Genomic DNA, 13,159 nt, shown 5'->3' with positions numbered 1-13,159 from the left:
AAGTACGTTATTTAGCCCCCACCCAAGTGGTTTTGAATTATCATTCCTGCCAATGATGACAGCGCATTCGCGTAGTTAAAACAGCTCAGTCATATCGAGACAAAATCCAATGCGAATTCTGGTAATTGAGGACGAAGTAAAAACTGCCGAATATGTGCGCCAAGGCCTTACGGAGAGCGGTTATATCGTGGATTGCGTACATACCGGATACGACGGGCTTTTTCTGGCCAAACAACATATGTACGAGTTAATCATCCTAGATATCAACCTGCCGGAGATGGATGGGTGGCAGGTACTTGAATTGTTGCGAAGAAACAATTGTCTTTGTAGAATTATGATGCTTACTGCTCGAAGTCGCTTGGTTGATAAAATCAGAGGACTAGAGAATGGTGCAGATGATTACCTAATTAAGCCTTTTGAATTCCCGGAACTGCTTGCTCGAGTTCGCGCACTGATGCGCAGGTCTGATAATCCAGCATCTGTTGAGATCATTCGCGTAGCCGATCTGGAGCTGGATCAAAGCCGTCATAGGGCGTTTAGAGACGGTCAGCGTATCGACTTAACAACGAAGGAATTCGCACTTCTGCACTATTTAATGAGAAATACGGGAATTGTCCTGAGTCGTACACAGATCATATCTCAGGTATGGGACATGAATTTCGACTGCGATACAAATGTTGTAGAAGTTTCAATTAGAAGATTAAGAGCCAAGATGGATGATCCTTTTGAAAACAAACTGATACATACACTCAGAGGCGTAGGATATGTTCTAGAAAAACGCTAGCGTGCTGTTCTTGAAGCAATCACATACGCTCCTGTGATTTCGCCGACTCACGGGCACTTCAGGTTTCATCCAAGTTTGTCTTTCACTTGGCGCTTCTGGCCTACCGCGTCGGATATACATTTCGGCGCGCAAAAAACTTGCTAATCGAAGCTTTCAACTCGCCTACCGGTCCAAAACCGTGGTGCGAAAAAACACCATACCCCCCCGAAACAGCGCTCGATAATGCTTATCCACAAGCTGGATTTCAGTGTCCAATGTATGTGGAAGCGTTCAGACCCGCTTTCACTTTAGGTATTTGTGAGTAACGTAGTTGCCGATGATAAAGTGTAGTTCAAGGAACGTGGATTTTTATCAGTTGATACTCTCATAATCTGGTGAGACGAACTACGTGACGGTGCCACGGCGCACATATCCATGTAGTTGCGTGTGGATATGATAAATCTACCGGGGCATGAAGCCTAAGCATGCCATGGAGTGGACAATACGGTCGTGACTTAAAGGTCGCATACTCTATGATCTCTGAAGGCGAGCAAGTGAATCACTCCGGCTCTCTAGATACCTTGCAAGCTCATTGCATAACGCTTTTAAACTCTACAGTGAAAGCTACATATTGAAACGATTACGGCGTTTTGCGTTGATGGTTGACGATATTCGACACCTCCCCTTGCCGTCGGGTTAAGCCGTCACACTTGCTCAATCGTCAGAACTTTTGCATTAGCTTGAGTATCGCCATAAGCGTCCGGGCATCACGCCTTGCGTGATTAAAAAGATTGCGGCAGCAACTGATCGATTTCACTCGCCCGCTGCGTCGGCAGCCGCGTGAGAGCATCCTTCAGATATGCATACGGATCATGACCATTCAGGCGCGCAGACTGGATCAGACTCATGATCGCTGCCGCACGTTTTCCGCTGCGTAAGGCCCCTGCAAAGAGCCAGTTCTTGCGCCCAAGGCCCTATGATCGGATCTGGTTCTCTGCCCAGTTATTGTCTATGGGTACAGCCCCGTCATCGAGGTAGCGCGACAGCGCTGCCCAGCGTTCGAGACTGTAATCGAGTGCTCTGCTGATGGCTGAGACTTCAGGCACGAGGTCACGCTAGGCAATCAACCTGGCGTGCAGCATATTCATCACCCGTACAGCTTTTTCTTGCCGTATTCGGAGTCGTAAATCCGGCCCCAGATCGCGACTTCGCTTTCAATTTCGTACAACAACTGGATATAACGCAGAGCTTGCTCCGCAAGCGTGCTTTTATTCTTAGCGTGCAGCTCAAAGAAATTACGTTGCGCATGAGCCATTCACCCGATCTCGGTCACGTCTAGTTCGAAGCTGGCTTTGTAACCGACACAATCATCGCAGACCAGCTTGTCCTTCCAGTCATTCAGGAAGTTGCGAGCGTGTTCTCCGGCGCGGCTAGGGCTGAAGTCGTGAACCACCGCTGCCGCGTCCGAGAACTGGCTGGTGGCATAGGACCAAATATAAGAACTGTGGGTTTTCTTAGTTCCCGGCATGAGCATTTGCACAGGTGTCTCATCGGCTTGAATAATCTGCTGCCCGAGAACCACGTCGCGCAGCGCATCAACCAGCGGCTGGAACTGAACCCCAGTCACGGCCATCTGGCCACCGTCGGTGAGGCTATGCACGCTAACTCCTCCTCTCTTTCTCTTCGTTAAGTAGCATCAGCCATGAATTCATTCAAAAAGACCGTTCAAGTCATTGCACTCGTTGCAACGCTAAATGCAGCCTCATTGTTACAGGCAGCGTAATCAATTGCCGTCTACAAAGCCCCTAACTGTGGCTGCTGGACCAGGTGGATCGCTTATCTGAAGGAGTGGTCGACTATATGGAAAACAACATTAGCGATATGAACGAGAAGCTCGGCGTACCCGTAAATCTGGCGTCGTGCCACACGGGAGTTGTAAGTGGGAAATTCGTCGAAGGCCATGTTCCGGTCACACAAATTGCTGAACTAAGTCGACGAGCCAATCTGGACGGAATAGCTGCCTTCGGTATGCCCGTGGGATCGCTCGGAATGGAGTCAGGTGACCGACGCAGCGCCTACCCGGTAATTGGGATGAGCAAGTCAAGGGGAGAGACGGTTTTACAGGATTTTCGGGCCCGCTAGTGGCTGAGGAACCGCTCTACTAAACTGGTTGAATACCGGATACCGGGTTTCGAAAAAGCTACAGCCGGCTGATCAAATCTTCCGGCTGGAGTCTGATTAGCGGATCGCTGTATCCAAGCAAATATTAGTCGAAAATTTCCCGTAAAAACGATTTCTTATGATAAACCTGCTCTTCCTGATGCCTCGACTGATTCTGATGGCCGTTCTGATATCCGTCCCGCCAACCACCACCGTGACCAGGCTGCGGCGCGGAGTGGCCGTGCTTAGTGCCGCGTTTGTTGTCATGGTGGCCAGAAGACGGCTGGGCATACACAGGTTCAGACGGAGGTGTACCTTGCAGCGACTGAGATACGCTCTGTGGAAGAAAACGAGCTTCTTGTTCTTCCTGCTGGCTACGCTCGATGATCTTGTCGAGTTCTCCCCGGTCAAGCCAAACACCTCGACATTGCGGGCAATAGTCGATTTCAACGTTTTGACGTTCCGACATTACCAACAGTACTTCTTTGCAAACTGGGCAGTGCATGGTTCTCTCCTCCAGCGAATGAGCTATATAAAACGCAGCAGCCATTTCACCGACGCAGCAGCCGCAAGCCATTGAATACGACGAGCAAGCTCGCCCCCATGTCGGCGAAAACGGCCATCCACAATGTCGCGAAACCAGAGAGAGCCAACGCCAAGAAGACAACTTTTATGCCCAGAGCCAAAATGATGTTTTGCTTTAGAACCGAGGCGGATCGGCGACTCAGGCTGATAAAGTACGCGATTTTTCGAGGGTCGTCGTCCATGATCGCAACGTCAGCTGTTTCGAGAGCTGTCGCTGTCCCTGCGGCTCCCATTGCGAAACCTATATCGGATTGCGCTAAGGCGGGGGCGTCATTAACGCCGTCACCAACCATCCCAACGGCGCCATATCTGCGTTTGAGTTCAGCGACTGCAGTCTGCTTGTCCTCTGGCATCAGATTTCCACGGGCATCCTCGATGCCCAATTGCTCAGCGATCGACCTCGCCGTCGCAGGATTATCCCCAGTCAGCATTACTGGAACCACGTTCAAAGCCTTCAAAGCAGCCACAGCTTCAACACTCTCCGGTCGGACTGTGTCTGCGACCGCGAATATCGCGGCGGGGCCGCTATTGCCGCATAGCACGATCACCGTTTTGCCAGTTTCCTCAAGCCGTGAAAGTCTGGCCTCCAGCTCCGAAGAACACACGCCCAACTCCTCAACCAAACGATGGTTGCCTAGATGCCAAAGATGACCGTCGATCGTGCCTTTCACGCCTCGGCCATTTAGCACACTGAAGTCACTGACAGGCAGAGCCACAGCGCCAGGCTGCTGCGATTTCCACCCATTGACCAATGCTTTCGCTACTGGGTGGGTACTTTGCTCATCAAGACTCGCAGCAATCAAAGTTGCCTTCTCGATAGACAAGTCACTGAATATATCTGAGTCAGTCAGAACTGGCTTGCCCTGAGTCAACGTGCCTGTTTTATCCAGAGCAACCACCTTCAGCAGGCGCCCGCTTTCCAGGTAGGCACCACCCTTGATCAAGATTCCATGCCGTGCGGCTGCGGCAAGACCACTCACAACAGTGACAGGCGTTGAGACGACCAAGGCACAAGGACACGCGATGACCAACAACACCAGGGCCTCATACAACCATTCACCCCACGTACCACCAAGCAGCACTGGGCCTAAAACGGCAACAAGAAATGCCACCGCCACTACGGCTGGGGTGTAATACCGTGCGAACTGGTCAACGAACCTCTGCGTCGGCGCCCGCTGAGACTGCGCATCCTGAATCGCGGCAGCAATACGAGCGAGCGTACTTTCGCCAGCGACTGCCGTGACAGTCGCCTCCACGACGCCGTCTGTCACGATACTGCCAGCATATAGCGGATCCCCCTCTGCCTTATCTACTGGCAAGCTTTCACCAGTGATAGGGGCTTGGTCGAGAGCAGCACGACCAGATTCCACCCTCGCATCCAGCGGTACCCGCGACCCTGTGCGAACACGAATACGGCTGCCGAGAACGACATTCTCAACCGGGTGTTCTTTCCAGCCAGCTTCGGTCATGACTTCCGCAGTCTCAGGAGCTAATGCAGTCAGCGATTTAATCGCGTTACGCGCTCGCTCAAGTGAGAGTGCTTCGATGGCTTCGGCAATAGCGAAAAGGAAAACCACCATCGCGGCTTCCGGCCACTTGCCAATCACCATGGCACCCAAGACAGCCAAAGACATCAAGAAGTAGATGTTCAATGTGAAGTTCTTTACAGCGATCCACCCCTTCTTCAGAGTTGGTAGACCAGCAGTAAGAATGGACAGCGCAGCCAAGGACATTACAGGCAAAGAACCCTCCTGTCCGGTCGTCCAAGCGATCACTTCAGCGGCGATGGCAGCTAGACCGCTGACCGCCAGCAGCCCTTTCAAGCGCGTCGTCAGAGCAGGTGAAATGGCATTCGGGGTTGCGCCGGCCTCGATGAGATTGGGCCCCATATCCAGCGCGGTCAAAGCGATGACTATCGCCTTCGGATCATCCAAGCGATGATGCACTGTCAGCTCACGATCCAACAGATTGAAATCAAGTCGTGCGATGCCAGGCATCGGCTCTAAGCGATTACGAATTAGCCGCTCTTCGGTAGGGCAATCCATCTTATCAATGCGATACCGAACCAGGGTCGTGCCTTCTGGCTCAGCCATGGCCGAATGTGAAGTCACCGCCCCTGCGGAATCCACTTTGCTCAAACAGCAATGGTCGGCATCGGAATGGGCTTGAGCTGAAGTGCCATGATCGTGTGCGCTATGGTCTTGATTATGGTCGGTGGACTTGGCTCCACAAGGCTGAGAATCCTTCGAACCGCACGCATGCGATCCCGTTCTGCCCAAGCTCTCGGCGTGATCAGGCCCATGCTCAACATGATGTGCACGAGAATGAACCTGTTTGGCGAAGGTCTCGCGGGGGTCAGCAGAACAGCAATCGTCCGACTTCGGCACGAGGTGCAATTTGGCTTTCGACGGGTTTTCCTGGCTCATGACGCATCTACCAATAAGGATATGGCGTCATTGAACAGCCTGTAGTAGCTACAGTGTCAAGCAATGAGTTTGAAATTTCGACTGGGCCGAGGGCGCCGCTCGAGTCTACGTCCCTCAGTGCGAGCGCCTGATAGCTGCATGCTGCGATGCATCAGCCAGGTTGGTCAGCACCTCAAATGCCCACTCAGCTTTCACCCTGGGAGTCATGCATATCGAGCAAGTCGTCAATCGCGTTGTGAAGCCTACGAGTAAACGTTTGGAGAAATCCGCCATGATGGTTTTCGACGCCATTGGCATGTGTCGGCTGTAGACCTCTCTAAGCGCTCATTACCATCGGTAGCCGACAGGGTTAAGGGTAGAAATATCCAGAAAGCTCCTCGACACAGTCGCACCAGCATGTCCTCCTCAACAACCCTACTACAAGCTTTTCGGCATTAATTAGGAGATGCCCACTGGAAATCCGGTGACACCTGCTAACCGAGAATAAAACCCCGCCATGTCTGGCGGGGTCTCATCAATCACCCTTCTTGTGCTTATGCACGTCCAGGTCGGGATGCTTAGGCTTGTTCTCGGGGGTTACACGGCGACGCTGGTCTGTCTTGCCGGTTGATTCGGCAATTGGCTTGGGCCCAGGTTTGATGGCCATAGAACTTGCTCCTTCAGTTGATAGGTATATGCCCTGGCAAACGTCTGCCGTGTAAGCGTTCGCTCAGTACGGTCACGAGATTGAGGGCCCCAAACACTATAGCTTGATATTTTTATGCCAGCAGTGGCGCACCACTTTAGTAAGCGTCTGCCGAACACATCTTGCACCAGCCCGTTTGGTGTAGACGGACGCTCGAAAGACCCTGTCGAGACTATCGCGCTATTCGGTTTCAATGGCAGCTTGCTCCCCTATGCTCTTGACTCGTCTAGGAGCAGCAACCAGAGCGAGCCCCAGCAGCGGGTTCGAACAGTGACTCAATAATCGTACAGTCTGGAGTGTTCGAGCCTAGGCATCTTGACTCACACGTGCCTGCCATTGAGAGCAGCTCTATCCGGATCTGCAGGAGCTTAGCTACCTTAGATTCCACTTCTGCCAAGTGCTTCTTGACCACCGACAACGCATCAGCACACGGACGATCAGCATCTGCCGCGAGCGCAATGAGTTCGCGGATATCGTCGAGTGGAAAGCCCAGTTCACGATTCTGCCTGATGAAGATGAGTCGTGACCGATGCTTTTCGGTATAGATTCGATGCCGCCCTGTCGACCGTAGGGCCGGAGGGAGAAGGCCTATTTTCTCGTAGTAGCGAATCGTTTCAATGTGGCAACCCGTTGATTTCGACAGCGCTCCGATTCCTGACATCCAAACTCCCCAAGCATTTTCTTGAACCTGTAGTAGCTACAGATATTAACCTGCTCAATCGAAAAATGATTTCACGCGTTTTAAGGGCATTCCGTGGACAGAGAACAGCTAGAGAAGAACCAGATTCCCGTTTACTTCGTCGCGGTCATTGTCGCGGCTATCGGGGGCCTGCTCGCACCTGATGCCTCTCAAGCGTTAGGTGCGTTGGTGACACCAGCCATCGCTGTGCTGATGTACGCCATGTTTCTGCAGATCCCATTCTTGGATCTTCGCAAAGGGCTTGCAAACAAGCGTTTCATGACCGCGCTGCTGACCGCCAATTTCGTCGCCATCCCCCTGTTGGTTTGGGCGTTGACGATGGGCCTAGCCGACCACCCGGCGATTTTGGTGGGCGCACTATTGGTCTTGCTGACGCCTTGTATCGATTATGTTGTTGTGTTTACCCATATCGGTAAGGGCGACTCCAAACTGACTCTGGCGGCAACACCATTACTACTCGTGCTTCAGCTTGTGCTACTACCCCTCTATCTAGCCTTCATGGTGAGTGATGACTCGGCGGTGGTTATATCGGTCGGCCCATTTGTTGAGGCCTTCGTAGTGCTGATCGCTTTACCCTTGGTCTTGGCAGTAGCAACAGCTGCCGGGGCAAAGGGGTCACGCATCGTTGAGGGCTGGAACAATGTATGGGCTTGGATGCCTGTGCCAGCTATGGCGGCTGTATTGGTCGTAGTGATCGGCTCTCAGATTTCAACGGTGGTCAGAGACATGGACAAGCTGCTGCCTGTTATTCCCGTCTACATTGGTTTCATGCTCTTGGCACCCGTGGTGGGTGCGCTGGTGGCTCGGGCGTTTAAGTTACCGGCTAGCACGGCAAGATCTGTCGCTTTCAGCAGTTCGACACGAAACTCATTGGTAGTTCTACCATTGGCATTGGCCTTGCCCGAGGAAATCAGAGGGCTCGCTGCGGCAGCAGTGATTACTCAAACGCTGATTGAGTTGGTCAGCGAACTAATTTACATCCGAGCAATTCCTGCTTTGGTGTGGCGCAAAATGTAGATGCCAGGGAAGACATAAGCACAAAACACCCTGCGCGATTAAACAGGTGCCCACCTGTGCGGCAGCAGCTTGTTAATCTCACTCGCGCGCCGCGTCGGCAGGCGCGTGAGAACATCCTTTAGATAGGCGTACGGATCATGGCCATTCAGCCGCGCTGACTGGATCAAGCTCATGATCGCCGCAGCCCGTTTTCCGCTGCGTAGCGACCCGGCGAAGAGCCAGTTCTTGCGCCCAAGAGCCCATGGCCGGATCTGGTTGTCGGGTAGTCAGACGCGGTTGCCCGCGTCCAACCCCCTAAGAACCGTGCATGCGAGTTTCCCAGCACACGGCTCAAGCCTCTGCTAAGGCGCCATTGGGCACCCGGTTATACATCGTCGACATTGGCAAATTGCACATCTCGTGGGCAACGCAGGTGGTAAATCTCAAGATTAGCCGCAGCGTCCGTCCCGCCATGACCTAGCTTCACAATATGGCGACTGTGCCACGGTGTGTCTTTGGTCACCGGCTTGAAGCAGGCGCAGCACCTGCCGCCCTGTTGCACCCATACCCGATACAGCTTGGCTCGACCTTTAACGGAAGTGAGCATCTTCTTGCCCCAGCGGGACTCGAAGTACTCATCCCATGCAGGGTCGTGAGGGTTGGCAGCAGCCTTAATCTTGATATGTCGCACAATCGGTGTGTCTGAGGCGTCTACTAGCGTGTACTGACGCTTCCGACCATCGGCGGATTTTTCAGTACACGAGAACACCCAACGGCGCGCCCCTTGTACTTTGAAATACCGATCCTTCACCCATCGGCGTGTCTTGCGAGGGTGGCGACGTACCGCCCATCGCCAGAGCATTTCCCACACTGCGCTGTCCACCTGGTTGAAGACCTTCTTGGCGACGACATGACTGTGATAGTTCGCCCAGCCCCGTAGAACCGGGTTGAGCAAACCTATCAAGTTAGCCTGTCGTATCGTTTTGTTGGTCTTGATCAACTCTCGCAGCTTGGCAAGTAGAGCCCCGATGTTCGCCTTGGACGGCTTGATCAGGAGCTTGCCGTTGTACTTGCGCAGGTTCCATCCGAGGAAGTCGAACCCGTCCCCTATGTGCGTTATCTTGGTTTTTTCCGGAGAGAGGACAAGTCCACGCTCTGCCAGAAATTCAACCACGGCGGGCCTGACTTCATTCTCCAGCCATTCTTTCGAACAACCAGTGATGATGAAATCATCTGCATAACGCACCACGCGCATTTTTCGGGCTGTCCACTTCGCGTTGGGAAATCTCTTCGCCAGCATCGCTTCCAACCCATCCAGCGTCATGTTCGCCAACCCCGGGGATATGATGCCTCCCTGCGGGGTTCCGGCGTGGCTGGGGAATAGCTGCTTTTGGTAGACATAACCAGCCCGGAGCCATTTCTGCAAAATCGCCTTGTCCATGGGAATGTTGGCGATCAACCAGTCATGGCTGATATTGTCGAAACAGCCTTGAATGTCGCCCTCTAACACCCATTCCGCGTTTGCTTTTCGTGACAGCACACCAAAGCACTGTGCGACGGCATCCGCAGTTGAGCGTTCCGGCCTGAACCCATAAGAGTTCGGGTCGCCGGTAGTTTCCGCTATCGGTTCCAGAGCCAGCAGATGAAGCGCCTGCATGGCCCGGCATTTCATCGCGGGAATTCCAAGAGGTCTCGTTTTGCCGTTTTTCTTCGGAATAAGCACTCTCCGAAGCGGGAGCGGCGAGTAACCTCGCCGCGTCAACGACTCTATCGCGCCGAGCTTGGCCCTAGGCGTATTCCAAGTAACCTTGTCCACGCCGGGGGTATTTTTGCCTTTGTTTTCAGACACCCGTTTCACAGCAAATGCCTTGCCACTGAACGAGTGAGTCAGCAGCCATTGCAGGGCTTTCACCTTGTTATGTCTGCCATCTTGTACAGCCTTCACAATACGCGCTTGCAGCCCTCTGACACGACGTTGTACGGCGATCCAATCGATGCTGTCCCACGACGTGCCGGAAGGTGCACACGCCAATGCTGCTGCGTTCATTTGCTCTCCTTCCGTTGAAAGGGTTCTACCTACTCTCGTGTGAAGAGAGACCATGAGGACGTCTGCCCGCTTTCGCGTGAAGTGATGTTTCAACCTCTATCCAACCCATTACAGGACGGCGTTCGCTTTTTCCTCGTTCCTTCGCCCGCACCGCCATGGGCAATTTTTACAAACGGCTTTCCCTGACGGGAGCGATACGGGATTTCCACGTTCCGCTTACTGAAGTGCGTCGGGTTAGGTGCCTGCTATCGACCGGGAGGCATGTGGGTCACGAATGCGTAGTAGAAAGACGCAGTTCCCACCTCCATTACCATTTTGGTTCGAGCGTGTAAGCCATTTCCGCTCGCTTAATTTAACGATCGTTGCGCAGATTCACGTGTGTTCACCATACCAACTATCTAGCACTTGTCCGGCCATGGCTGCCAGAAGGGTACGCCTCTCACGATTGGTACCCCGCACCTTGCGGCGCCTCGTAACATTGTCGAAGGCGCTCTTGATTCAGCCTTCTAGATTCACCCGGTGACACGGGTGGTTCCCACCAAGGGGGAACAACTTCATTAAGCGACTTCGTGTCGCACCTCCGCCCAATTATTATCAATGGGAACCGCCCCGTCATCGAGGTAGCGCGACAGCGCTGCCCAGCGTTTAAGGCTGTAATCGAGCGCTCTGCTGATGGCCGAACCTTCGGGCACAAGATCACGCTGCGCGTTCATCCAGGCATGCAGCCTATCCTTCACCGGTACGGCTTTTTCTTGCCGTATTCGGCGCCGTAAATCCGGCTCCAGGTCTCTGACTTCTCTTTCGATTTCGTACAACAACTGGATATAGCGCAGGGCTTGCTCGGCGAGCGTGCTTTTATTCGTAGCGTGCAGTTCAAAGAACTTGCGCCGTGCATGGGCCATGCAGCCGATCTCGGTCACGCCGAGTTCAAAGCTGGCCTTGTAGCCGCCAAAATCGTCGCAGACCAACTTGCCATTCCAGTCCTGAAGGAAGTCGCGAGCATGCTCTCCGGCGCGACTGGGGCTGAAGTCATAAACCACCGCTGCCACATCCGAGAACTGGCTGGTAGCGTAGGACCACACATAGGAGCGGTGGGTTTTCTTTGTTCCCGGCATGAGCATCTGCACCGGTGTTTCATCTGCGTGGATGATTTGTTGCCCAAGCACTACTTCGCGCAGCGCATCGACCAGCGGCTGCAACTGAACTCCGGTCACGCCAACCCATTGAGCCAAGGTTGAACGTGGAATCGCCAAGCCCGCTCGACCTAAGATCGATTCCTGACGGTAAAGCGGCAGATGGTCAGCAAACTTGGCGATCATGACGTGTGCGAGCAGGCCCGAAGTCGGGATGCCCTTATCAATGACCTGCGGCGGAACCGGTGCCTGGATCAGCGTTTCGCAGTTATCGCAGACCCACTTGCCACGGACATGGCGTTCGACGGTGAACACGCCGGGCGTGTAGTCCAGCTTCTCGCTAACGTCCTCACCGATGCGCTTCAGGGCGCAGCCGCATGGGCGGTGAGTGTTGTCCGGTTCGTGATGGATCAACGTTCGCGGAAATTCTGCCGGCAATGCCGTGCGCTTGGGCCTTAGCTTTTCCTCGGTCGCCTCTGGTGCTATTTGCAACGCCTGAAGCTCGGCCTCAATCGCCGCGATATCAGTATCGATCAGGTCATCTAGCAGGCTGGCCTGTTCAGGATTCATCTGCTCGCTGCGCTTGGCAAACTTCAAACGCTTGAGCTGGGCGATCTCGTGGGTCTGTTTCTCAATGACTGTTTGATCACGGTTGATTTTCTTGCCCATAGTGTCGACTTGCGAGAGCAACTGCGCTGCGAGGACGCGCAGTTGATTGGGAGACAGTTGGTCGAGATTGGGCGAAGAAGTCATACGCCGGACTTTGCCAGAGCGGGCGTTTCGCGACGATAGACCGATAGGCTAATGGCTGCCGTTAAAGCAGTGTGATCGAGCCTCCAGAACCTGCGCGTTGCCATGGCAGCCCCAGCAACAACGTTTGAAGTTGCTCGGCATCCAGTTCCATCTCAGGACCATGGCGGATGCCAGGCCAGTGGAACTTGCCTTGGTTTAACCGGCGCGCCGCCAGCCATATTCCGAAGCCGTCATGCACCAGCACTTTCATGCGATTGGCGCGGCGGTTGGCGAACAGATAAGCGCAGTGCGGCTGCGCCGCACCGAACACCGCGATCACCTTGGCTAGCGCCGTTTCGGTGCCTGCGCGCATGGCCATCGGTTCGGTGGCGAGCCAGATGGAGTCGATGTGAATCATCGCAGAATATCTCGAAGAAAAGTCGCGCAGGCGGCAGCACTTTCAGTGGGCCAGTCCACTTTGATGATGGCGCGCGGGTGCTGTATTTCAACGCAGATATTCGATGATGCTGGATGGGAGTTCGCCCCCGCCAGCGGCATGGCTAACGGAATAAATGCAGGTGGGTGTGCCGGAATTTTCTGCGTTTGCAGCCGAATCCATTTGTGGACGAGGTTTGCGTTGAGGCTATGGCCGAGCGCGACGCTGGCAATCGAAGCGCCTGGTTGGGCGCACTCTTGAATGATCTGGGCTTTGAAGGATTTGGAATAGGAACGGCGTGTTGGCTGCATGAAATACCCGCTTGAAAGGCTAGAATTGGTGTCCACTTAATTTAAATGCACACCATGTCTTCGCTTTGCAGAGCTGGGTAGATGACCTGGCCGGACGGTTACCCACTTTATTCTGACTCCGCAGATCATTATCACGGGTTTTTAAGACTTTACTCCGCGCAGTGGGGCTACGGTATATGGCTTTA

General features: G+C 53.7%; 10 protein-coding genes and 3 pseudogenes. 3 read left to right on the top strand and 10 right to left on the bottom strand.

The features are described 5' to 3' along the window. Positions 1-109: 109 nt before the first annotated feature. Entirely contained in the window at positions 110-784 is a 675-nt protein-coding gene (locus BLU48_RS01430; protein ID WP_019818115.1) for a heavy metal response regulator transcription factor, read from the top strand. Positions 785-1,545: 761 nt separating this feature from the next. Here BLU48_RS01430 and tnpC (BLU48_RS01425) read toward each other — a convergent pair. Beyond that, a pseudogene (gene tnpC / locus BLU48_RS01425) lies at positions 1,546-2,390 on the bottom strand (IS66 family transposase); the annotation flags it as partial. 233 nt (positions 2,391-2,623) lie between these two features. On the opposite strand from tnpC (BLU48_RS01425), the gene BLU48_RS01420 reads away from it, so the two are divergent. After that, positions 2,624-2,905 carry a DUF411 domain-containing protein gene (locus tag BLU48_RS01420; protein WP_181125140.1) on the top strand — a complete coding sequence of 94 codons (282 nt, stop codon included), beginning with the start codon at positions 2,624-2,626 and terminating at the stop codon, positions 2,903-2,905. 124 nt (positions 2,906-3,029) lie between these two features. Here the strand turns inward: BLU48_RS01420 and BLU48_RS01415 are convergent, their stop codons facing one another. From BLU48_RS01415 to BLU48_RS32465, 4 genes are all read right to left on the bottom strand, one after another. Further along, positions 3,030-3,428, bottom strand: coding sequence for a TFIIB-type zinc ribbon-containing protein (locus BLU48_RS01415; RefSeq protein ID WP_073844972.1), 399 nt, complete (start codon positions 3,426-3,428; stop codon positions 3,030-3,032). 46 nt (positions 3,429-3,474) lie between these two features. Further along, positions 3,475-5,934, bottom strand: a complete 2,460-nt coding sequence (locus BLU48_RS01410) for a heavy metal translocating P-type ATPase (RefSeq protein WP_024073364.1) — start codon at positions 5,932-5,934, stop codon at positions 3,475-3,477. 514 nt (positions 5,935-6,448) lie between these two features. Continuing rightward, a complete protein-coding gene (locus tag BLU48_RS32470; protein ID WP_024073362.1) occupies positions 6,449-6,580 on the bottom strand; it encodes a hypothetical protein in 132 nt (43 codons plus the stop codon). 265 nt (positions 6,581-6,845) lie between these two features. Further along, complete coding sequence (locus BLU48_RS32465; protein WP_024073361.1) at positions 6,846-7,280, bottom strand: MerR family transcriptional regulator; 435 nt, start codon at positions 7,278-7,280, stop codon at positions 6,846-6,848. A 93-nt stretch (positions 7,281-7,373) separates the two neighbouring features. On the opposite strand from BLU48_RS32465, the gene BLU48_RS01395 reads away from it, so the two are divergent. Further along, positions 7,374-8,336, top strand: coding sequence for an arsenic resistance protein (locus BLU48_RS01395; protein WP_024073360.1), 963 nt, complete (start codon positions 7,374-7,376; stop codon positions 8,334-8,336). Between the two features lie 38 nt (positions 8,337-8,374). Here BLU48_RS01395 and BLU48_RS01390 read toward each other — a convergent pair. The 5 genes and pseudogenes from BLU48_RS01390 to tnpA all read right to left on the bottom strand — a co-directional run. Beyond that, positions 8,375-8,596 (bottom strand): annotated as a pseudogene (locus BLU48_RS01390) (transposase domain-containing protein); the annotation flags it as partial. Positions 8,597-8,700: 104 nt separating this feature from the next. Next, a complete protein-coding gene (gene ltrA, locus BLU48_RS01385) occupies positions 8,701-10,362 on the bottom strand; it encodes a group II intron reverse transcriptase/maturase (protein ID WP_024073359.1) in 1,662 nt (553 codons plus the stop codon). Between the two features lie 578 nt (positions 10,363-10,940). After that, positions 10,941-12,248: pseudogene (gene tnpC / locus BLU48_RS01380) on the bottom strand (IS66 family transposase); the annotation flags it as partial. Positions 12,249-12,309: 61 nt separating this feature from the next. Further along, positions 12,310-12,645, bottom strand: a complete 336-nt coding sequence (gene tnpB / locus BLU48_RS01375; RefSeq protein WP_024073357.1) for an IS66 family insertion sequence element accessory protein TnpB — start codon at positions 12,643-12,645, stop codon at positions 12,310-12,312. Beyond that, complete coding sequence (tnpA, locus tag BLU48_RS01370) at positions 12,642-12,974, bottom strand: IS66-like element accessory protein TnpA (protein ID WP_073844970.1); 333 nt, start codon at positions 12,972-12,974, stop codon at positions 12,642-12,644. The genes tnpB and tnpA overlap by 4 nt, the downstream gene beginning before the upstream one ends. Between the last annotated feature and the right edge of the window lie 185 nt (positions 12,975-13,159).

Source organism: Pseudomonas synxantha, assembly GCF_900105675.1.
Taxonomy (GTDB): Bacteria; Pseudomonadota; Gammaproteobacteria; order Pseudomonadales; family Pseudomonadaceae; genus Aquipseudomonas; species Aquipseudomonas synxantha.
The sequence above is the reverse complement of the archived record's forward strand: the minus strand, read 5'-3'. Positions and strand labels throughout refer to the sequence as shown.